Annotated in this window: 21 protein-coding genes and 1 riboswitch; of the genes, 17 read left to right on the top strand and 4 right to left on the bottom strand. The window is 34.8% G+C overall.

Features of this window, described 5'->3' with window-relative positions; all coding sequences use genetic code 11:
- Positions 1–2: 2 nt before the first annotated feature.
- The 5 genes from BUA73_RS01250 (at position 3) to BUA73_RS01230 (ending at position 4,204) form a co-directional block, all read left to right on the top strand.
- The gene (locus BUA73_RS01250) at positions 3–542 is read left to right on the top strand and encodes a DUF6144 family protein (RefSeq protein ID WP_072901416.1); all 540 of its coding nucleotides are present in this window, start codon (positions 3–5) and stop codon (positions 540–542) included.
- Positions 543–633: 91 nt separating this feature from the next.
- Positions 634–1,113, top strand: coding sequence for a MarR family winged helix-turn-helix transcriptional regulator (locus BUA73_RS01245; protein ID WP_093426657.1), 480 nt, complete (start codon positions 634–636; stop codon positions 1,111–1,113).
- Between the two features lies 1 nt (position 1,114).
- Entirely contained in the window at positions 1,115–1,984 is an 870-nt protein-coding gene (locus BUA73_RS01240; protein ID WP_242942303.1) for a DUF6920 family protein, read from the top strand.
- 131 nt (positions 1,985–2,115) lie between these two features.
- On the top strand, positions 2,116–2,931 hold the full coding sequence (locus BUA73_RS01235; RefSeq protein WP_072901414.1) for an HAD family hydrolase: 816 nt from the start codon (positions 2,116–2,118) through the stop codon (positions 2,929–2,931).
- Positions 2,932–2,953: 22 nt separating this feature from the next.
- Positions 2,954–4,204 (top strand): CCA tRNA nucleotidyltransferase, encoded by a 1,251-nt coding sequence (locus BUA73_RS01230; RefSeq protein ID WP_072901412.1) that lies wholly within the window; start codon positions 2,954–2,956, stop codon positions 4,202–4,204.
- A 29-nt stretch (positions 4,205–4,233) separates the two neighbouring features.
- Here BUA73_RS01230 and BUA73_RS01225 read toward each other — a convergent pair whose 3' ends face one another.
- On the bottom strand, positions 4,234–4,431 hold the full coding sequence (locus tag BUA73_RS01225; protein WP_072901409.1) for a cold-shock protein: 198 nt from the start codon (positions 4,429–4,431) through the stop codon (positions 4,234–4,236).
- 291 nt (positions 4,432–4,722) lie between these two features.
- On the opposite strand from BUA73_RS01225, the gene BUA73_RS01220 reads away from it, so the two are divergent.
- From BUA73_RS01220 to BUA73_RS01195, 6 genes are all read left to right on the top strand, one after another.
- Positions 4,723–5,847, top strand: coding sequence for a DEAD/DEAH box helicase (locus BUA73_RS01220; protein ID WP_072901407.1), 1,125 nt, complete (start codon positions 4,723–4,725; stop codon positions 5,845–5,847).
- 65 nt (positions 5,848–5,912) lie between these two features.
- Positions 5,913–6,030, top strand: a riboswitch (FMN riboswitch).
- A 141-nt stretch (positions 6,031–6,171) separates the two neighbouring features.
- Positions 6,172–7,281 carry a bifunctional diaminohydroxyphosphoribosylaminopyrimidine deaminase/5-amino-6-(5-phosphoribosylamino)uracil reductase RibD gene (gene ribD, locus BUA73_RS01215; RefSeq protein ID WP_072901405.1) on the top strand — a complete coding sequence of 370 codons (1,110 nt, stop codon included), beginning with the start codon at positions 6,172–6,174 and terminating at the stop codon, positions 7,279–7,281.
- Positions 7,282–7,288: 7 nt separating this feature from the next.
- Positions 7,289–7,942 carry a riboflavin synthase gene (locus tag BUA73_RS01210; protein WP_072901403.1) on the top strand — a complete coding sequence of 218 codons (654 nt, stop codon included), beginning with the start codon at positions 7,289–7,291 and terminating at the stop codon, positions 7,940–7,942.
- 16 nt (positions 7,943–7,958) lie between these two features.
- Positions 7,959–9,158 carry a bifunctional 3,4-dihydroxy-2-butanone-4-phosphate synthase/GTP cyclohydrolase II gene (locus BUA73_RS01205; RefSeq protein WP_072901400.1) on the top strand — a complete coding sequence of 400 codons (1,200 nt, stop codon included), beginning with the start codon at positions 7,959–7,961 and terminating at the stop codon, positions 9,156–9,158.
- Between the two features lie 49 nt (positions 9,159–9,207).
- Positions 9,208–9,669, top strand: a complete 462-nt coding sequence (gene ribH / locus BUA73_RS01200; RefSeq protein ID WP_072901398.1) for a 6,7-dimethyl-8-ribityllumazine synthase — start codon at positions 9,208–9,210, stop codon at positions 9,667–9,669.
- 169 nt (positions 9,670–9,838) lie between these two features.
- Positions 9,839–10,846, top strand: a complete 1,008-nt coding sequence (locus BUA73_RS01195) for a DUF4351 domain-containing protein (protein WP_072901396.1) — start codon at positions 9,839–9,841, stop codon at positions 10,844–10,846.
- Between the two features lie 81 nt (positions 10,847–10,927).
- On the opposite strand, the gene BUA73_RS01190 is transcribed toward BUA73_RS01195, so the two are convergent.
- Genes BUA73_RS01190 through BUA73_RS01180 form a run of 3 tightly spaced genes read right to left on the bottom strand, consistent with a single transcriptional unit; the run spans position 10,928 to position 14,429 of the window.
- Complete coding sequence (locus BUA73_RS01190; protein WP_072901393.1) at positions 10,928–11,179, bottom strand: hypothetical protein; 252 nt, start codon at positions 11,177–11,179, stop codon at positions 10,928–10,930.
- Positions 11,180–13,066, bottom strand: a complete 1,887-nt coding sequence (locus tag BUA73_RS01185; RefSeq protein WP_072901391.1) for an LTA synthase family protein — start codon at positions 13,064–13,066, stop codon at positions 11,180–11,182.
- Between the two features lie 55 nt (positions 13,067–13,121).
- A complete protein-coding gene (locus BUA73_RS01180; protein WP_072901389.1) occupies positions 13,122–14,429 on the bottom strand; it encodes an MATE family efflux transporter in 1,308 nt (435 codons plus the stop codon).
- A 170-nt stretch (positions 14,430–14,599) separates the two neighbouring features.
- On the opposite strand from BUA73_RS01180, the gene BUA73_RS01175 reads away from it, so the two are divergent.
- The 6 genes from BUA73_RS01175 (at position 14,600) to BUA73_RS01150 (ending at position 20,350) form a co-directional block, all read left to right on the top strand.
- Positions 14,600–16,294 (top strand): M3 family oligoendopeptidase, encoded by a 1,695-nt coding sequence (locus tag BUA73_RS01175; protein WP_072901387.1) that lies wholly within the window; start codon positions 14,600–14,602, stop codon positions 16,292–16,294.
- Positions 16,295–16,414: 120 nt separating this feature from the next.
- Positions 16,415–17,530 carry a THUMP domain-containing class I SAM-dependent RNA methyltransferase gene (locus BUA73_RS01170; protein WP_072901385.1) on the top strand — a complete coding sequence of 372 codons (1,116 nt, stop codon included), beginning with the start codon at positions 16,415–16,417 and terminating at the stop codon, positions 17,528–17,530.
- 31 nt (positions 17,531–17,561) lie between these two features.
- Complete coding sequence (locus tag BUA73_RS01165) at positions 17,562–18,977, top strand: DEAD/DEAH box helicase (protein ID WP_072901383.1); 1,416 nt, start codon at positions 17,562–17,564, stop codon at positions 18,975–18,977.
- A 13-nt stretch (positions 18,978–18,990) separates the two neighbouring features.
- Positions 18,991–19,254 (top strand): GIY-YIG nuclease family protein, encoded by a 264-nt coding sequence (locus BUA73_RS01160; RefSeq protein ID WP_072901381.1) that lies wholly within the window; start codon positions 18,991–18,993, stop codon positions 19,252–19,254.
- A gap of 20 nt (positions 19,255–19,274) precedes the next feature.
- Positions 19,275–19,823 carry a phosphodiesterase gene (gene yfcE / locus BUA73_RS01155; RefSeq protein WP_072901379.1) on the top strand — a complete coding sequence of 183 codons (549 nt, stop codon included), beginning with the start codon at positions 19,275–19,277 and terminating at the stop codon, positions 19,821–19,823.
- 77 nt (positions 19,824–19,900) lie between these two features.
- Positions 19,901–20,350 carry a hypothetical protein gene (locus BUA73_RS01150; protein WP_072901377.1) on the top strand — a complete coding sequence of 150 codons (450 nt, stop codon included), beginning with the start codon at positions 19,901–19,903 and terminating at the stop codon, positions 20,348–20,350.
- Positions 20,351–20,444 lie beyond the last annotated feature (94 nt).

The raw sequence follows: 20,444 nt of genomic DNA, 5'->3' as shown, positions 1-20,444 counted from the left end.
CTATGGCAATACATAAATTTACTATGTTGTATAAAGATCTTGTTAATACATTAGGGACAGAACAAGCTAATAAAATATTTCCAGAATACAATAATTTACCCGATAAAATGGATAAACAAGATCAAATTAGCATAGCATCATGTGTTATGCAAAGAATGGATGTATCTTTAGATAAAGATACAATTATTAAGATTAGACATGGGCATACATGTAATTTACCAAAGAAACAAAGAGAAGAAATGATGGAGCTTTGGAATAAATGCAGTAGTATCGATGAATTTTTAAAGTCCTATGGCTGTGAAAAACAAGTTGATGGAACTTATATTCTATCATGGGAGAAATTAAATCAGACAAAATGTTTATGTCCGTTATTTTATAAGGTTAGTGAATATAAGCCAATTTCTATTACATGGTGTGAATGTTGTAATGGTCATACAGAAAAGAGCATTAAAGAAATATGCGGACAACCAGTAAAATCTGAAATTATTGAAAGTATATCAAGTGGAGGCAAAGCTTGTATATTTAAAATAATTGTTCCTTAAAATAGAATTGCGATAGAAGATACATTGATGGATGGAAAGGTTATGCAACTGTCGCGCGTTACATATGACTATTGTAATGGAGGTAATCAATATGTGGAAAGAACTTTTTCAAAAATATGATTGTGATACAATACACAGAAAACAGGCAATATTTTCGAGTATTTTTGTTTTACAAAACCGTATGCAGACTGCCGGTGAAAAACTTCAAACAGAAATTTCTATGAAACAATGGTTGTTACTTGCTATGACAGAGAGTTGCCAAGAACCACGCACACTAACAAATATCGGCAATTTAATGGGATGTTCTAGGCAAAATGTAAAAAAGCTAGCTATATCACTTGAAAAGAAGGGGTTTGTTAGACTGGTATTAGGTGGCAACAATTCAGTATATATTGAATTAACAGAAGAAGTGGCTAGATATGCAAAAAAAATAGGGGAACGACATACAAAAGCTTTGAATTTGTTATTTGAGGATTTTAGTGAAGAGGAAATAAAACAATTATTTAGCCTATATTCTAAACTCCACGCAGGCGTAGAGCGTGTGGAGAATTATGCCAAGGAAGTAGACTAAAATGAAAAAGATGAGGAAAAGAAAAATGTTAATATTAATTGGAGTGCTGCTTGCTACTGTTGGAGTAATTATAGTGTGGTTTAATATTCCATATTCAAAAGTAAAAAAAGAATTTCAGAAAGATGTAAATGCACTTATGTCCAACAATCACTTAAAAGTAAGTAATCATATTTTTGTAGAAAAAGATTTTGCCCACTTACCTAGTGCCATACAAAAATATATTAAAAGCTGTAATTATATTGGAACTCCTAAGATGAGTTATTTAAAAATGGAATATAATGATGTGGATTTCATGCAGAAAAAAAGCGGATCTTCTTTGCTAATTGACTATATTCAATACAATTTTGTCCTTGAACCTTGCAGAATGGCTTTAATTGACAGCAGTGTGTTTGGAATTCCTTTTGAGGGATACGATTATTATGAAAATGGTATAGGCGGCATGAAAGGTGTTATGGCAAAAGCCTTTACATTATTTAATCAAAGGGGAAAAGATATGAATAAAGCGTGCCTTGTAACCTTTCTTGCTGAAAGTCTGTTTGTTCCCACTGTTTTATTGCAAGATTATGTTAGTTTTGATGAACTTAATGATTTTGAAGTCAAAGCTACAATTACTTATGGTGGTGAAACTGCAAGCGGAATCTTTAAATTTAATGAAAAGTACGAAATGATTTCCTTTAAGACGAAGGATCGGGCTGTTGTAAGAAAAGATGGAACGATGGAGTATGTACCATGGTCTGCAAATTGCACTGAATATCAGGTTTACGAAAATGGTATTAAATATCCAACGAAGTTTCAAGCGGTTTGGAACTATACGGAAGGAGACTTTGTTTATTTTGATGGCAGCATAAAAGAAATAAGTTATGGATTTTAGATAAAATCTATCTTATGGAAAACATAAATTTGAGGAAATAAATAAATGTAATAGAAATTTTGACGCATCATGGTTTTGATGATATAATATCTCACAATATTCGTTAAAATATCGAAATTTGGGGGATTAATATGATAAAAGCTATATTTTTTGATTTAGATGGAACTCTTTTGGACGATAATAAAAGAATACAGAAATCTTCTATAGAAGCTCTTCAACAATGTAGGGAAAAAGGAATAAAATTATACATATCCACTGGACGCTCACCTCTTTTAAAGAAAATGTTATCCTTATCTGCAGAGGAAGAACGGCTTTTTAATGGAGGTGTTTTTTGTAATGGAGCTTGTGTTATGGTGGATGGTGTGCGAGAGTATACCTGCATATCTGAGGGTACGGTTTTAGAGATAATAGAGGCTACTAAAATGTACCCTGGTTTAAATATTGCTTTACAAATGGAAAATGAAATCCATGGGTTTAGGTATCCATTGGCACAGTATGCATATGGAAAATGGGGTATTGATGAGGAAGAAACTTTAAATCTTAAGCAGTCAAACAAAAATAGTGTAGTTAAAATTTTAATTTTTTACGAAAATATAATCGATTCAGTTACAGAGATAGAAGAAGCATTTATTGAGCGGGTTCAAAGCCTTTGTAAGAATATAGCTGTGATGTATATTACAGATGGTGGAAAGGTACTTCAAATTATGTATAAAGATATAAATAAAAAAGAAGGCATTGAAAAGATTAGAAAAATCAATGGATTTAAAGAAGAAGAAGTGGCGGTTTTTGGCGATGACGTAAATGATATGGAAATGCTTAGTTTTTATAAAAATAGTGTAGCCATGGGAAATGCACCTGAAGGTATTAAGAAAATAGCAGGTATGGTTACAAAGTCCAATAACGATAACGGTATTGCATATGCTGTGGAACATCTTCTTCATGTATAAAAAGATTGTGGGTGTATAAGGTATGGATAGTATTTTTAAATTGCCAAAGGATGTGCTCTGGCTCATTGATTTAATAGAGAAAAATGGATTTAACGCTTATATTGTGGGTGGATGTGTGAGAGATATAATCATGGGAAGGGTGCCCCACGACTACGATATGACTACAGATGCCAGTCCAGAGGATATGATAAGGATTTTTCAGAAAAAATCTTTGAAAATGATTTTGAATGGTTTAAAACATGGTACTGTAGGTGTGTGCATCCATGGAGAAGTATATGAGATAACTACCTTTAGAATTGATGGTGAATATGGGGATCACAGACGCCCTGAAAGCGTCACTTTTACTAAAAGTATTTATGAGGACTTAAAAAGAAGGGATTTTACTATAAATGCCATGGCATATAATCCATCTAAGGGGTTAATAGATATCTGTGGTGGAAGGGATGATATAAAGAAGAAAATTATACGCACCGTGGGAAATCCCTATGACAGATTTTCAGAGGATGCACTTAGAATTATGAGGGCCTTTAGATTTTCAGCACAGCTCAGCTTTGCAATAGAGGATAATACTTTGAAAGCTGCAGAGAAACTTGGGGCAAGTGTAGGGCACATAGCTATGGAAAGGGTGCAGGAAGAATTTAATAAAATAATTCTCAGCGATGTGACAAAAGTTTTGGATCTTCATGATTATGGGATTTTAAATTGTATCATAGGGAATTTGCAAATGGCACCAAAAAATAGTGAGCTTAGGCGGGTTGTAGAGTGTACTGCTGAACTAGAAAAAAAGTTGAGTGTTAGGCTCTCTATGTTGATGATGTCTATGGACTTAAAAAATGTGAAAGAATTTTTGAAGAGTTTAAAGTATAGCAATGCAATTGTAAAAGATGTGCTTAATACAATGGAGGGGTCACTTAGAGTATTAACTGATAAATGTCATGTAAAAATGCTTATAAGGGACTTTGGTGTTATTATTGCAGAGGATGTGCTTAACATAAAGTATGTACAATATTCTGTCATGGGAGAAAAGGAAAAAATAAAAGCTATAGTAGAGCTTAAGGAAAATTTAAAAGAGATAATAAAAAATAAAGAGTGCTGTTCGAAAAAAGACTTGGCTGTCACTGGAAACCATATTAAAGAACTTGGTGTGCAGGGGGCTATGGTTGGTAAGGTCATGGATTATCTTGTGCAGGTTGTCATAGAGAACAACGTGTTAAATGAAGTTGACACACTTATTTCTAAAGCTAAAGAGTTTTTGGGCATAGAAAAAGCTTAGGGGATAAACCCTAAGCTTTAATGTCTTAATTAGATAAGAGTAATTCTTTCAGCCTGAGGACCTTTCTGTCCATCAACTACGTCGAATTCTACTTTCTGTCCTTCTTCTAAAGTTTTGAATCCTTCTTTCTGAATCTGAGAAAAATGTGCAAATACATCTTTTCCTTCCTCAGTTGTGATAAATCCAAATCCTTTTTCGCTATTAAACCATTTAACTGTTCCAGTCATTCTACTGTACCTCCGAAATTTTTATTCCTTTAATTCTTTGTAAAATAAACCATGAATAAAAACCTCGAAATCTATATATACCTAATTTCTATATAATTCCTATTGTATTCATATCATTTACTAATTTACTCTTGAATCAAAGTCTATAATACTATTATATACTTTATTAAAAAAAAAGCAAGTATTTGTGAAAAAAAAATTAAAATAAAAAAAATATTTCATTTCCTGTGGTATACTTAATTGAGAAAAAAGAAATGTATAGTAGAATTTAATATGAGGAGCAAATTTGTGATGAATTTTTCAGAATTGGGTATAAAGGATAATATAGTAAATGTATTAAATAAAAGAGGTATAAAAAAAGCTACTGAGATACAAGAAAAGTGTATTCCTATGGTAATGGAGGGTAGAGATGTTATTGCGGAGGCAAAGACAGGCACTGGAAAAACCTTAGCCTTTTTATTGCCGTTGTATATGAATCTGTCTGCTAGTGCAAAAGGAGTTCAGGTACTTATATTGACACCAACTAGGGAACTTGCCATACAAATAACCAGCGAATGTGAGCACATAAATCATAATGGCGATTTTACTGTCCTTTCTGCATATGGTGGTAAGGATGTGGGTTCACAGGTGAAAAAGTTGGAAAATAGCATTGATATTGTTATTGCAACGCCAGGAAGGTTACTGGATCATCTAAAGAGAAAGAGTATAGATTTATCTTCTGTTAATGCTGTGGTATTTGATGAAGCGGATGAGATGCTTTTAATGGGATTCAAAAATGAAGTCAATGAAATCATGAAATATGTAAACAAGAAAAGTCAAATCTTGTGCTTTTCGGCTACTATTAACTCTGAGGTAAAGAAATTAGCTTATAGATACTGTAGAGAGCCTTATGTGGTAAGTGTGGATAGTGATGAGGTTACGCTTAAAAATATAAAACAGGAAGTAGTGGAAACTACGGATAGAAACAAGTTGGAGGATCTATGCAGTGTGCTTAATGAAGATAATCCTTTTATGGCCATTATTTTTTGTAGAACTATAAGACGTGTGGAAAAGCTAGAACAGGAACTTCACATTAGAGGTTATAATTGTGCCATGCTTCACGGCGATATGCCACAATCCAAGAGAGAAAAAGTTATGAAAGACGTTAAAAATATGAAAATACAGTATCTTGTGGCTACGGACGTGGTGGCTAGAGGAATAGATATTGAGGGCATGACCAATATTTACAATTACGATATGTCGGAAAAAGTGGAAGAGTATATACATAGAATTGGTAGAACGGGTAGAGCAGGAGAGAAGGGCTACACTTGTGCTTTTATGGCGGAGAAAGATAAGTACAATTTGGATAAAATAGAAGAAGGGATAAACTTTAAGATCCCGAGAAGAGTTATAAAGAATAAGGGTGAAAATCTATAAACAAAATTATAATTGCAATTGACAATATTTAAAAAAAGTAGTACAGTGATTTTAAAAGTAAATATATTAATCTTCAGGGCAGGGTGTGATTCCCTACCGGTGGTATAGCCCACGAGCTAATTTTTAGCATGATTCGGTGAAATTCCGAGGCCGACAGTAAAGTCTGGATGAAAGAAGATGAATTAACCTTATTTTAAGTTTGGTGTAAAGTCTACATGAAAAATCTTTTGTGTTGATTTTATTAAATTTAAAAAAGTTATTTCTGCTCTGAGACAAAATGTTTCAGAGCTTTTTTCTGCCCTAAAAAAGTAAGAGGGGGAGATGATGCTTTTGGAAAATGAAGACTATATGAGAAGGGCTATAGAGCTTGCCAAAAAAGGTGAGGGAAGGGTAAATCCTAATCCTCTTGTGGGAGCTGTAATTGTGAAGAACAACAGTGTAATTGGGCAGGGTTATCATAAATTTTTTGGAGGACCTCACGCAGAAATTGAAGCACTAAATAGCGCCACCGATGATGTAGCTGCTTCTACTATGTACGTTACTTTAGAGCCTTGTAGTCATTACGGGAAAACGCCGCCTTGCGCCGTGGAAATTGTAAAAAGAAAGATAAAAAAGGTGGTCATTGGAATGGAAGATCCCAATCCTCTTGTCCGTGGTAGAGGCATTGAAATATTAAAAAATGCTGGGGTAGAGGTGGAAGTGGGAGTTCTAAATTCAATGTGTAGGGAAATCAATGAGATCTTTATTAGTTATATGGTGAAAAAGAAACCCTTTGTCTTGATGAAGTATGCCATGACCTTGGATGGAAAGATATGTACAACTTCAGGGGAATCTAAGTGGATAAGCTGTGAAGCATCGAGAAATCAGGTGCAATTGCTTAGAAACAAATTCAGCAGCATTATGGTGGGCATCAATACTGTGTTGCAAGACGACCCTATGCTCACTTGTAGATTGGAACATGGAAGAAACCCTGTGAGAATTATAGTTGACAGTCATCTTAGGATTCCTATGGATAGCAATGTGGTGAAGCTTTGCTCCATGGGGTGTGGGGAAACTATCATAGCCACAGGAAAAAATGTGGATGAAAGTAAGATATCAAAACTGACACAATTAGGGTGTTGTATTGTACAACTGGAATCTGAAGATGAAAAATGCAACCTAAAAAAGCTAATGAAGGAATTATATGAAAGGGATATCGACAGTGTGCTTCTTGAAGGTGGAGGAACACTGAATTTCTCAGCCTTAAATGAAGATATAGTGGACAAGGTTCAATGCTACATCTGCCCTAAAATTCTAGGGGGAGTTAAAAGCAAAACTCCGGTGGAGGGAGCAGGTTTTCCATTTATGAAAGATGCAAGGCTATTTAGGGATATTAAAGTAAGTCGTTGTGAGGATGATGTGCTTATAGAAGCTTATGTAGACAAGGAGGGATGATAAAAATATGTTTACTGGAATAATAGAAGAGGTGGGCCAGGTAAAGAATATTCAGGTTAACAATGAATATGCTGTGATTACCATTTCAGCTGAAATTATCATGGAAGATTTAAAAATAGGTGACAGTGTAAGCACTAATGGTGTTTGCCTTACTGTGGAGAAAATACTTGATTCTTCTTTCAGGGCTCACGTAATGGCTGAAACCCTTAGAAGAAGTAATCTTGGTTATTTAAAAATTATGGACAAGGTAAATTTGGAAAGAGCCATGATGTGCAATGGAAGATTTGGAGGTCATATGGTAACGGGTCACGTGGACTGCCTTGGCTTTGTAAAAGGCAGTCATAAAGAAGGAAATGCCATATGGATTGACATTGACATTGAAGAAAAATATATGCGCTATATAGTAGAAAAGGGGTCCATTACTTTAAATGGCATAAGTTTAACTATTGCGGCTGTGAAAGAACATGAATTTTCAGTGAGCATAATACCACATACGGCTAAGAGCACAGTGCTAATTGAAAATATCCAAGGTGGGGTTCCTATAAATATTGAGTGTGACATATTGGGAAAATATGTGGAGAACATGATGAAAAGGGAACATGAAAGTTGTGCTAGTAGCAAAATAAGCGAAAGTTTTCTTGCGGAAAATGGATTTATTTAAAAAGGAGATAGTGAAAATGAGTGTATTTACCAGTGTAGAGGAAGCCATTAAAATTATAAAAAAGGGTGGTATGGTTATAGTAATTGATGATCCTTCCAGGGAAAATGAGGGAGACCTTTTGATGAGTGCAGAAAAAGTTACGGGAGAAGCTATAAATTTCATGGCTACTTACGGCAGGGGACTTATATGCATGCCCATGGAAGAAGAAATGATAGAAAGACTTAAATTTAAGCCTATGGCTGAGTTTAATACGGACAACCACGAGACGGCTTTTACGGTGTCAATAGATCATGTGGATACAACTACAGGTATATCTGCTTTTGAAAGGGCATTGACCATACAAAAAGCTGTGGATGAAGGTAGCTGTGCTTCAGATTTTAGAAGACCTGGACACGTATTTCCTTTAAAAGCTAGAAAAGGTGGTGTGCTAAAGAGAACAGGCCACACTGAAGCGGCTGTGGATTTGGCTAAAATGGCAGGGCACAAGGGTGCAGGTGTTATATGTGAAATTATGAGAGAAGATGGGCACATGGCAAGGACTCCTTATCTTCAGGAATTTGCTGAAAAACACAATTTAAAAATTATTACCATTGCAGATCTTATTGAGTATAGGCGCAAATCTGAAAAGCTTGTGGAAAGGGTAGTGAAGGCTAAGATGCCTACAAGGTATGGTGAGTTTACAGCTTATGGGTATATTAATAAATTGAACGGAGAGCACCATGTGGCATTGGTCATGGGCCATATAAATGATGAAGATGTTATACTTACAAGAATTCATTCGGAGTGTCTTACAGGTGATGCTTTGGGATCTCTAAGGTGTGATTGTGGTGAGCAGTACGATTTGGCCATGAGAAATATTGCCAAGGAGGGGCGAGGAATTCTTTTATACATGAGACAAGAGGGTAGAGGAATTGGACTTATAAATAAATTGAAGGCTTATGCACTTCAGGATATAGGCTACGACACGGTGGAGGCAAATATTAAATTGGGTTTTCCAGCTGATATGAGGGATTACGGTATTGGGGCTCAGATCTTAAAGGATCTTGGAGTGAAGAGATTGAGATTGATGACTAATAATCCAAAAAAACTTTGCGGTCTTTCAGGCTATGGGCTTGAAATTATGGAAAGAGTTCCTATTCAGATTCCACTTCACCAGGAGGATGAAATATATCTTAAAACTAAGCAGGAGAGGATGGGACACTTACTAAATTACTAAACAATTAAATAGATAAATCAATAAATTGAAAAATAAAGGAGAAAGAATTATGAAGGTGTATGAAGGAAGTTTAGTTGATAGCAATATAAAAATAGGAATTGTCATTGCAAGGTTCAATGAATTTATAGGAAGTAAGCTGTTAGGTGGTGCTTTAGATGGGCTTAAAAGACATGGGGTTCAGGAAGAAAACATAGAAATAGCATGGGTACCTGGTGCTTTTGAGATTCCGCTTATAGCTTCAAAACTGGCCGAAAGTGGTAAGTACGATGCTGTAATATGTCTCGGGGCTGTCATTCGAGGAAACACACCTCATTTTGAGTACGTATCTGCTGAAGTGTCTAAAGGTATTGCTAGCGTTTCTCTTGCCACAGGTAAACCAGTTATTTTCGGAGTGCTTACTACAGACTCCATTGAACAGGCCATTGAAAGAGCAGGCACTAAATCTGGAAACAAGGGATATGACGCCGCCATTACAGCAATTGAAATGGTAAATTTAATAAAGAGTATTTAATTTAAAATGACATAATCATAATGGTAAAAGTGCCATATGCTGAAGAGTATGTGGCACTTTTTATGGCAGTGGTAGAACTTCCTTTTGAATCTTATGAATAACATTATTATATCTGGTAACAATCATAGATATATTGCATTATAAATATGATATAATAAAGGAGAGACGTATGGAGAAAAGACATGATTTCGATGCAGCATGGAAGTCAATTTTAGAAGCTTTTGAGAGTGAAATCGTTGAGCTGCTGTTTCCAGAGATATATGGTGAGATTGATTGGAATCTTGGAACGGAGACATTAGATAATGAGCTTAGGGAGATACAAAAGGAAATTTTCGATAAAGATAGTAGTGAGAAGATAATATCGGATAAAATAATCAAGGTAAGATTGAAAGACAATAATAGCAAGATATTATTTATCCATGTGGAAGTGCAAAGCTACAGCAGTGATGACAATGTTTTTGGCGAGAGGATGTTCAGGTATTTCTATAGAATTTGGGATAAATTTAGATATAAAGAGAAAGATAAATCGGAGATAATTGCGGCTGCCATTTACACGTATAAAGGCAAAAAGGGAAAAGATCAAAAGTACATATATAAGATACCGGAGATAGAAAAGGACATACTTATATATAATTTTAGGACTGTAGATGTGGAAAAAATAAAGTTTCATGAAATCCATGACGATAATCCCTTAAAGTTAGTATTTAAGATGGCAAAGTGTTTGCTAGAAACACCTATAGATGATAACGATATATACAATGCAAAAATTAAATTGGCTGAAGAACTTAAAAACTATAGGAAAGTAAAAAATAATGAGCAGGTAAAGGCATTAGTTGACTTTTTGGAGTACTTATTTTTAATACAGGATCCAGAGTTAGAAAATAAATTCTATGAGTATAGGAAGAAAAGTGGAGGTGCATTTAAGATGAGTATAGAAGAAATAAGGAAAATACATTATAAGGAAATTGGACGTGAGGAAGGAAGAGAGGAAGGAAGAGAGCAAGGCGAGACAATTGCTCTTGTGAAAACTGCGGTAAAACTTTTGAAAAAGAAATTTGGAAATTTACCAGAAGGTCTAGAAGAAACCGTATCAAGACAGAATATTAATGTTTTGGAGAATATTATAGAAAATATATTAGATTTGGGCGACATTGAAGAAGTTAAGAAATACTTTTAAAAAGATGTGATGTCTATGTAAAACAAGAAAAAACTGCTGGTAAATTTCCAGCAGTCTTTTTTTTATAAGCATATTGTGTATTTAACCTAGCAACATTTTTGTTCCTATGTCAAAGGCCTTGTTTAATAGGAAAATTATAAGAAGTGGGACTAGAGTGTTTATTATACAATATTTCAACTTTGCCATGGATGTTTTGTATATGTTGTTGCAGTATTTAAGTATTCTATATATGAATACTATTGTCACAATCCATACCAAAAGGGATTCTGTAGAAAATACGGCACCTAGAAGTATGAATAGTGTAAAAAATAAAGTAAACCATGGAATACTCATTTATCTAGCCCCCTTAAAGTAATTTGTTTCAATGATTTTATTGCTATAGTCTGGTATCTTTGAAAGCATGTCCATTTCTTCTTTTGTTAGGTTTTCAGATTTTATGTTACCGTTGAATAGCATGGTGTAATTTCTTTTTGTGTTTAAAAGATTTCTTCCCATGGAAGTGTACACGTACTTTTCTTCATCGATACCAACAAGGTAGCAAATGGTAGGAAGAATGTCCACTTGACCTCCAAGGGTTTCAACAACATGGGCTTGTGATCCTTCGCTGTATATAATAAATGGAACTTCATAATTGTTATCTTTTGCATAGTCAGGTATGTTCTTCATACTGTTTATTTTATCTTTTGCAAATTTATGAGGACCTTCGTGGTCTCCGTATATTACGATTATGGAATCCGAAAGTAAATTTTGCTTTCTAAGGTCTTCTATAAAATCTCCAATGGCCTTGTCAGTATAATGTACAGATTCATAGTAATTGCCAAGATCTGTACCCTTAAGTTCTCCTGTAAGCTTCAAAGTTTTCATGCTTTCAGGTAATTTAAATGGTGAATGGCTACTAAGGGTTATGGAAAAATTATAAAAAGGTTTTTCTTGCTTTGTAATGTATGGCACCAGCTGTTTTAAAAAGCTTTTATCGCTAAGGCCAAGACCCACGGTTTCATCCATTGTAAAGGATTTTTCGTCATAACATTCATTAAATCCAATGGAGCTAAGGGCTGGCATCCAGTTCCAATAGGAACCCATGTCAGGGTGAATGGCTTGGGTGTTATAACCTTCTTCCTCTAAAAGTTGAGGCAAGGATGCTGCATAGGTGTTAGAGGGATACCTGAAAAATGTACTACCTCTTCTCACGGGGAAGAGAGAAGTATTGCAAAGGAATTCACCGTCTGAGGTGGTGCCACCATTAGTTTGCTCAATAAAGTTGTTGAAATATATGCTATTATTTAATAATTTATTTAGGTTTGGTGTGATTTCATTGCCCTCTACTTTTTGACCAATGACGAAGTTCTCCAGGGATTCTACTTGAAGAGTAATGATATTTTTACCCTTATAAATTCCCTTAAATTTGTTGTCTGGAAGAATTTCTGCCTTTTGCTTAAACCACTTGTCTATTTCTTCTTCATCTTTTTTTGCCATTATATGCTGCTTGCTGTCTTTGTAAAAATTGTATCCGTCCATGATGTGATACCCTATAGGCATAAGGTTGAACATATTTTGGTTTTGAGTCCATGTAGTAAAAAATAAATACTGTTCTCTGAAACCTTTCTTAAATACATCTACTTTAAAGTGATTGTATGTAAGGTACACAGATGGAATAATTAGCAGTATGAAAAAAGTCATCAGCCTTTTTCTAAAGGGTTTATTCTCCGTAGACTTTTCTTTGAATTTTCCCATGGCTATAAAAATTAACACCGGAATATCAACAATAAATGCTAGGTCAATTAATCGCCCCATGGCAATAATGCTGTCTGACAGGTTATTGAGATTGGACGTATAATTTATTAAGTGAAAAGTTAGATAGGAGCTGTTGCTCCTAAAGTACCATAAGTCTCCTATAACCACAAGGGTGTAAAGTATATTTAGTATTACCATTACTATATAGCATGTCTTCTCTTTAAATAAAAAGGAAAATGACAAAAATATAAGTAAAAAGCTGATGTAAACAAGCAACGGCGGAACACTAAAAAATACATTGTAAATATTTACACCTTTAAAGGATGAGTCGGAAGATAGGATAAGTAGCAAGAAACCTTTAAATAGCAGAGATAAGTTAGTAAAAAGGAAAAATTTATGGTGTAAAATCCCTTTTAAGTTTTCAATGAAGTTTGAAAGAGAATTTGGGGTTCTTATTTCAGGCGAAAAAGTTTCAACATTGTTCATATAAATCACGTCCTTTCTATATATGATTTAAAAATGATTTTAATCTTTTGTTATTCTAGGTGTGAATTTCTAATTTTAAGTTCTTTTTAGCTCTCATTAGCAGTATGCTGCCAATGATCAATGTGCCCATTTCTGAGGCAAACATGGCTGTCCAAATGCCAATGCTGCCAAAAATTCCAGGTAAAAGAGTTATAAATAGCTTTATAAGTATAAGACCACGCATAAAGCACAGTAAGTTAGATTTCCAAGGCATACATACTGATTGGAAAAATGTTATTATGATCATGTTGAGGCCTAAAGGAATGTAGGCAAGATCAGTATATGTCAGTATGGTATAGGCTAGGTTCGACACATCGCTGTCCCTTGTAAATATGCTGATGGCAGCTTTCCCTAGGGGGATGTATAGAGCAAAAAGCACAGTGGAAAAGATAAAGGAAAATATAAGACCTAGTTTACAATACTTAATAGAGTTTCCGAATCTTTTTCCTCCATATTCATAACTTATAAGAGGTTGAACAGCTTGGCTCACCCCTAGGAGCATCATATAAGACAAATTGGTGATGTAATTTACTATTCCATAGGAAGTAACAGCAGCTGGTCCAATTTTGCTTATAATTACTTTGTTGTAGAAGTACATAATGATAGAATAACTTATATCCACTAAGAAGGAGGCGAGCCCTATGGACACAATATCTCTTATATTGTAATAGCTGAATTTAACTTTGCCAAAGGAAAGTTTAGCAGTTTTCTTTTTAAAATGCAAAAGACAAATTATCACTGATAGAAGTTGTCCAAGTCCTGTGGCAATGGCTGCACCTTTAAGTCCCATGTTTAGTGGAAACACAAAAACATAATCTAGGACTATATTTGCCAAGGCCCCGCAGATCATGGCGTACATGGAAAGCCTTGGAGAATTATCGTTTCGTATAAAAGTACTTAGAGTAGTGGAAAAAAGTACGGGAATACAGAATAGCATATAATATGTATAGTATTCTTTAGCTGGTGACCTTAAGTCACTGGTAGCACCTAAAAGTCTAACTATTTCATCGGATAATACTACTCCTAAAAATGTAATTATAACACCAATTATAGTTAAAATATATATGGATTGTCGAAAAATGTTGTTAGCTTTTTTTATATCATTTCCTCCAAAATATAAAGATACAAGGTTAGAGCCACCCACTGCAAAGATCATGCTTATGGCAGTGAATCCAGTTGTAATAGGAAAAACCAAAGTTACTGCAGCTACACCTATTTCCCCTACACCCCAGGCGATAAAGATTCCATCCACCACAAGATACAGTGATGTAATGAGCATGGCTATTATAGATGGTATGGCGAATTTCATAAATTTTTTAAACATGAATATCTCCTTGGATTTGTTATATTTAGGTATAACCTATTTTAATTTTACACAAACTTAGTATATATTAAGATTAGAGCAAATTCAAATAATAGTTTAATAATACTTTTTTACATGTACTTTTCTGTGTTATAATAGTCATAAAGTACAATTGATATGGAGGAAAAAATATGAAATTCAAAGATTTTGAATATGTAAGACCTAATATGGCAAGTGCCGAAGAAAAAATACATAGCGCAATGGAAGCATTTAAAAATGCAAAGAATAAGGAAGAGCAAATTAATATAATAGAAGAAGTTAAGGAAATAAGAAGTAAGGTGGAAACTGCTTACTGTCTTGTTAGCATACGAAATAGCATAAATACTGTGGATCCTTTTTATGAAGGGGAGATGGCATTTATGGATGAAAATATGCCTTCATATAGCAATGTTATAAGTGAATTTTATAGGGCAACTTTAAGCTCAGAGTTCAGAAAAGACCTTGAAGAAGAGTATGGAAAACAATTCTTTACCTTAGCTGAAAATGAGGTTAAGACCATTAATGAAGATATTCTTGAGGATCTAAAGGAAGAAAACAGGCTTTCTACGGAGTACACAAAATTAAAAGCTTCAGCAAAAATTATCTTTGAAGGTGAAGAGAGAAATCTTATGGGTGTTGAAGCCTTCATGGAATCAGATGACAGAGACATGAGAAAAAAAGCTTATGATGCATGGGCTGGCTTCTTCGAAGAAAATGAAGAAAAATTTGATACATTATACGATAAACTTGTGAAGGTAAGAGATAAAATAGCAAAGAAACTTGGCTACGAAAATTTCATTGATCTAGGCTATATTAGAATGCAAAGAATAGGCTACAATAAGGATATGGTAGCTAATTTTAGAAATGAAGTACTTAAATATATAGTACCTGCAGCTGTGAAGGTAAAAGAAAGGCAAGCTAAGAGGCTTGGACTGGATTCTTTAAAATATTACGATGATGCTTATGAATTCAAAACTGGAAATCCAATTCCAAAGGGTTCACCAGAATGGCTTATCGAAAATGCCAACAAGATGTACTCTGAGCTTTCAAAAGAAACTGGAGAATTCTTTAACTTCATGGTGGAAAATGAATTGCTTGACCTTGTTAGCAAAAAAGGTAAAGCAGGTGGAGGATTCTGTGAATTCTTAAGTCAGTACAAATCACCTTTTATATTTGCAAACTTTAATGGAACTTCAGGGGATATAAACATACTTACCCATGAAGCTGGTCACGCATTCCAGGCATACAGAAGTAGAAATGTAAAATGCCTAGAATACGCATTTCCAACTAGTGAATCTGCAGAAATACACTCTATGAGCATGGAATTTTTAACATGGCCATGGATGAATGTGTTCTTTAAAGAAGATGGAGATAAGTACAAATACTTACACTTAGCTTCAGCACTTACATTCATACCTTATGGTGTTACTGTAGATGAGTTCCAACATTTTGTATACGAAAATCCTGAAGTTACACCAGCTGAGAGAAAAGCAAAATGGAGAGAAATTCAGAAAAAGTATATGCCATGGCTAGACTATAGTGAGAATGAAGGATTGGAAAGAGGCGTATATTGGTTTAAGCAGAGCCATATATTCCAATTGCCATTCTACTATATAGACTACTGTCTTGCACAGGTATGTGCTCTTCAATTCTGGGTAAAGGCAGATGAGAACAGAGAAAAAGCATGGAATGATTATTTGAACCTATGCGATGTTGGTGGAAGCAAGCCATTCCTTGAATTACTTGAAATTGCAAACTTAAAGAACCCATTCAAAGAAGGATGCGTTGATGAGGTTGTAAGAAAAGCTGATGAGTATTTAGCAGGTATTGATGACACTAAATTTTAAGTTAAAAAAAGCTGGAGAGTCCTCTCTAGCTTTTTTTTTACATATTGATATGGTATTATATACATTAGAAATATAATATTGATTGAGTGAAAGGAACTGGGTTGTCCCAGAGGTGAATATATGGATTTTACTTTAATAGCCACGTCTACCTTTGGCATTGAGAAGGTTGTTGCCAACGAGCTAAAGGAACTTGGGTATGATGATTTAAAAATTGAGAATGGGAAAGTCACCTTTCAAGGTGATGAGATGGATATTGTCACATGTAATATGTGGCTTAGAACGGCGGATAGAGTTCTTATACAGATGGCAGAATTTAAAGCTGAGTCTTTTGAGGAATTATTTCAGGGTACTTTAAAGGTCAACTGGGGAGAAATTATCCCAGCTGATGGCTATATGCATGTCACTGGTAAGTCAGTGAAGTCTACTTTACATAGTGTACCAGATTGCCAATCCATAGTAAAAAAAGCTGTGGTGGAGAGCATGAAGAAAACTTATGGAGACATAACTTTCGAGGAAACTGGCGCAGAGTATAAAATAGAGGTGGCAATTTTAAAGGATGTGGTTAGTTTAACGGTGGATACTAGTGGTGAGGGGCTACACAAGCGTGGATACAGAGAGAATTCAGGTGCGGCACCTATGAAGGAAACTCTTGCTGCTGCCATGGTGCTTTTAAGCGATTGGGATAAGTCTAGACTTCTTGTGGATCCATTCTGTGGTTCAGGGACCATTGCCATAGAAGCTGCTATGATTGCTACCAATACTGCACCAGGACTTAAACGCCATTTTGTATCTGAGCGTTGGCCCATAATTTCCAAGGATATTTGGGAGGATGCAAGGAGATTTGCCAAAAATGCCATTAAAAAATCAGATTTTAAAATAAAATGTTCTGATATTGATAGTTGGGTATTGCGCACAGCTATGAACAATGCTAAAAAAGCTGAAGTGGAAAACTACATTGAATTTCAAAAATGCGATGTAAGAGATGTGGAAATTATAGAAGAGCATGGTTGCATTATAACTAATCCTCCTTATGGTGAAAGACTTAGCGATATGAAACAGGCAGAGGAATTATATAAGATACTTGGAGCCCTATATAAGAGGCTAAAAAATTGGAGTTGCTTTGCTATAACTTCTCATGAAAAATTTGAACAATGTTTTGGCGCCAAGTCTAGCAAAAATAGAAAATTGTATAATGGAAAACTTAAATGTTACTATTATCAGTATTTTTCAAAATAAAATATAGAAACTAATAAGGTAGGATTTGTGGATGAATAACGAATTTGAAAAACTGGGGTTAAAAAGCCATCTCATAAAATCATTGGATGAGATGGGCTACATAAAACCCACAGAAATACAGAGTAAGGTATTGCCTATAACTTTAAAAGATAAAGATGTCATTGTAAAGGCTAATACAGGAAGTGGCAAGACAGCTATATTTGGAATAAATTTAGTTGAAAAAATAGATGTGGAGAACAACAATGTTCAAGGGCTCATATTGACACCTACAAGAGAACTAGCATTGCAGATAAGAGATGAGATCTCCAGTATTGGTTTGTACAGTAGAATTAAGGTGGTGGCATTGTACGGAAAGGAACCTTCTTCTGTGCAAAAAAAGCAGCTAAAGCAGAGAGTCCATATTGTGGTAGGCACCCCGGGCAGAACTTTAGACCACATAAGGAATAACAATCTTGATTTGTCTTCTGTTAAATATGTTGTATTGGACGAAGCAGATGAGATGCTGAACATGGGCTTTATAGAAGATGTGGGCAGTATTGTAGAAAATGTTCCTGTTAAGAGGCAGACTATGTTATTTTCAGCTACTATGAATGAGGGCATTGAAAAAATCACTGACACTTACATGAAAAATCCGGTGATGGTTGAAATTGAAGAGGAAGAAGCCACAGTAAAAAACATACGCCAGTGCTTAATTGGAGTAGAGGCGTCTCATAAGTACAACTTATTAAAAGACCTAATAGCTGTAAAGAAGATCAATCAGTGCATTATTTTTTGCGACACTAAAAAAGCTGTATCAGAGCTGGCTAGCAGGATGAGAAAAGATAAATTTTCTGTCAATGCTCTTCATGGAGACATGGAACAAAAAGATAGAATAAAGACTTTAGATGATTATAAAGCTGGATTATTTACCTTTATTGTGGCTACAGATGTGGCGGCCAGAGGAATTCATGTGGGTGGAGTAACTCAGGTCATAAATTACGATGTTCCCATGGAAGCTGAGGCCTATGTGCACAGGATTGGGAGAACGGGCAGAGCGGGAAATGAAGGAGAAGCCATTACCTTTGTGACTCCAAGAGATGGAAAATTCCTTTCAGCCATAGAAGAGTACATTGAAATGAAAATTCCTGTAATTGAACCACCAACTTCAGAGGAAATAGAGGAAAATAAGGGAAAAGTCATAAGGACAAAGAAAGTAGTTAAAAGTAAAAACGAAAAAAATTTAAAGATTTATTTGTCTGCAGGAAAAAAGAAAAAACTTAGGCGAGGAGACATAGTAGGCAAGTTTGTAAAAGAATTTAACATTCCTATGGAGTCTATTGGTGTCATAGATATATACGATTATCATACTTATGTAGATATTTTAGATGGCTATGGCTATAAGCTCCTTGGCATGAAAATCATAGATATAAAGGGCATCATCATAAACGTAGAGGTTGCCCGAGAGTAATTGGGGTGGAATTATGGCATATGTGTATATTGTGGAGTGCAGTGATGGCACCTTGTATACGGGATACACCATGGATATAGAAAAGCGCATTAAGACCCACAATGCAGGTAAAGGAGCCAAGTACACTAGATGCAGGCTCCCAGTAACTTTAAAATACAGTGAACAATATGATACAAAGGAAGAGGCTATGAAAAGGGAGTGTAGTATCAAGAAACTTAAAAGGGAAGATAAGTTTAAGCTTTTTGAAAATAAAACACATGGCCAAGGACAGTTATAGACTTAGAGGAGAGGATACATATGAAGTTATTTTTTATATCGGACATTCATGGTTCGGCTTACTACATGAAGGAAGCTATAAGAGCCTTTGAAGAGGAGCAGGCAGATTATATGGTGATTCTTGGAGATGAGCTTTACCATGGTCCAAGGAATGATTTACCAAGGGATTACAATCCTAAAGAAGTGCTTGCAATTTTAAATGAATACAGCAATAAAATAATAGCCATAAGAGGTAATTGCGATTGCGATGTGGATCAAATGGTTTTAAAATTTCCTATTATGAGCGATTACAGCTACTTGTTATATGAAAATAGAAGGCTATTTTTAACTCATGGACACGTATACAACAAGGACAACATGCCTCCATTAGGCCAAGGAGATGTGTTCATTTATGGGCATACCCATATACCATGCATAGAGAGAATAAATGGGACTTTATTTATAAATCCAGGGTCTATATCCATTCCAAAGGGCGGATTTGAAAATTCCTATGGAGTGCTTTTCAACAATATCTTTACCATAAAAACATTTAATGGCCATATAATTTTTAGTGAAAGCATAGATAATTAAATTTTACCTTGAATAATGTATCATTTGGATTTTCCTATCATAAATTAGTAGTGTAATTTAATATTTGGGAGGAAAATATGAGCAGTTTTGAAAAATATCCAAGTGTGCTTTTAGATGGAGATGAATATAGTATGATTCCCATTAAGTCAGGCCTTGATTTAGAGGAGGAAGTATCTCGCCAGCCTTTTCTACGCAATGATGATGTAAAAGAGATTGAAAAAGAGCCTTCCTCAACGGAAAATGAGGAAGAATTTATTACAGAATCATCTGAGAGAAGCTTTAAACCGGTGTTTGGTGTGCCCTTATTTATTGAAGAAACATATATGGACGATGAAGATAATTATAGGGGGAAAAAACATCAAAAAGAAAGGTGTGAAGATAGCGCTCATTGCATTTTTGAGCACATACAACGATGCCATCCTCAAATTTATAAGACTTTGAAAAGGTATGGCATGAATGGGGCTGAAGCAAAGAAAACTATCATGAGAATTATTGTGCTTAGCACTATGTACAAAGAAGAACGGTAATAAATATAAAATTAGTTTTCCTTATAAGATATCTGTATAAAATACCTGCGTTAAATACTTGTGACTCAGGTATTTTTTTTGTGCATTAAAATAT

This window comes from Hathewaya proteolytica DSM 3090, from assembly GCF_900142225.1.
GTDB classification, from domain to species: Bacteria; Bacillota; Clostridia; order Clostridiales; family Clostridiaceae; genus Hathewaya; species Hathewaya proteolytica.
The sequence above is the reverse complement of the archived record's forward strand: the minus strand, read 5'-3'. Positions and strand labels throughout refer to the sequence as shown.

What these genes read in the sequence shown, in the direction of transcription:
- BUA73_RS01250 (WP_072901416.1), top strand. Translation starts at nt 3, where the DNA reads ATGGCAATACATAAATTTACTATGTTGTATAAAGATCTTGTTAATACA.
- BUA73_RS01245 (WP_093426657.1), top strand. Translation starts at nt 634, where the DNA reads ATGTGGAAAGAACTTTTTCAAAAATATGATTGTGATACAATACACAGA.
- BUA73_RS01240 (WP_242942303.1), top strand. Translation starts at nt 1,115, where the DNA reads ATGAAAAAGATGAGGAAAAGAAAAATGTTAATATTAATTGGAGTGCTG.
- BUA73_RS01235 (WP_072901414.1), top strand. Translation starts at nt 2,116, where the DNA reads ATGATAAAAGCTATATTTTTTGATTTAGATGGAACTCTTTTGGACGAT.
- BUA73_RS01230 (WP_072901412.1), top strand. Translation starts at nt 2,954, where the DNA reads ATGGATAGTATTTTTAAATTGCCAAAGGATGTGCTCTGGCTCATTGAT.
- BUA73_RS01225 (WP_072901409.1), bottom strand. Translation starts at nt 4,431, where the DNA reads ATGACTGGAACAGTTAAATGGTTTAATAGCGAAAAAGGATTTGGATTT.
- BUA73_RS01220 (WP_072901407.1), top strand. Translation starts at nt 4,723, where the DNA reads ATGAATTTTTCAGAATTGGGTATAAAGGATAATATAGTAAATGTATTA.
- ribD (WP_072901405.1), top strand. Translation starts at nt 6,172, where the DNA reads ATGCTTTTGGAAAATGAAGACTATATGAGAAGGGCTATAGAGCTTGCC.
- BUA73_RS01210 (WP_072901403.1), top strand. Translation starts at nt 7,289, where the DNA reads ATGTTTACTGGAATAATAGAAGAGGTGGGCCAGGTAAAGAATATTCAG.
- BUA73_RS01205 (WP_072901400.1), top strand. Translation starts at nt 7,959, where the DNA reads ATGAGTGTATTTACCAGTGTAGAGGAAGCCATTAAAATTATAAAAAAG.
- ribH (WP_072901398.1), top strand. Translation starts at nt 9,208, where the DNA reads ATGAAGGTGTATGAAGGAAGTTTAGTTGATAGCAATATAAAAATAGGA.
- BUA73_RS01195 (WP_072901396.1), top strand. Translation starts at nt 9,839, where the DNA reads ATGGAGAAAAGACATGATTTCGATGCAGCATGGAAGTCAATTTTAGAA.
- BUA73_RS01190 (WP_072901393.1), bottom strand. Translation starts at nt 11,179, where the DNA reads ATGAGTATTCCATGGTTTACTTTATTTTTTACACTATTCATACTTCTA.
- BUA73_RS01185 (WP_072901391.1), bottom strand. Translation starts at nt 13,066, where the DNA reads ATGAACAATGTTGAAACTTTTTCGCCTGAAATAAGAACCCCAAATTCT.
- BUA73_RS01180 (WP_072901389.1), bottom strand. Translation starts at nt 14,429, where the DNA reads ATGTTTAAAAAATTTATGAAATTCGCCATACCATCTATAATAGCCATG.
- BUA73_RS01175 (WP_072901387.1), top strand. Translation starts at nt 14,600, where the DNA reads ATGAAATTCAAAGATTTTGAATATGTAAGACCTAATATGGCAAGTGCC.
- BUA73_RS01170 (WP_072901385.1), top strand. Translation starts at nt 16,415, where the DNA reads ATGGATTTTACTTTAATAGCCACGTCTACCTTTGGCATTGAGAAGGTT.
- BUA73_RS01165 (WP_072901383.1), top strand. Translation starts at nt 17,562, where the DNA reads ATGAATAACGAATTTGAAAAACTGGGGTTAAAAAGCCATCTCATAAAA.
- BUA73_RS01160 (WP_072901381.1), top strand. Translation starts at nt 18,991, where the DNA reads ATGGCATATGTGTATATTGTGGAGTGCAGTGATGGCACCTTGTATACG.
- yfcE (WP_072901379.1), top strand. Translation starts at nt 19,275, where the DNA reads ATGAAGTTATTTTTTATATCGGACATTCATGGTTCGGCTTACTACATG.
- BUA73_RS01150 (WP_072901377.1), top strand. Translation starts at nt 19,901, where the DNA reads ATGAGCAGTTTTGAAAAATATCCAAGTGTGCTTTTAGATGGAGATGAA.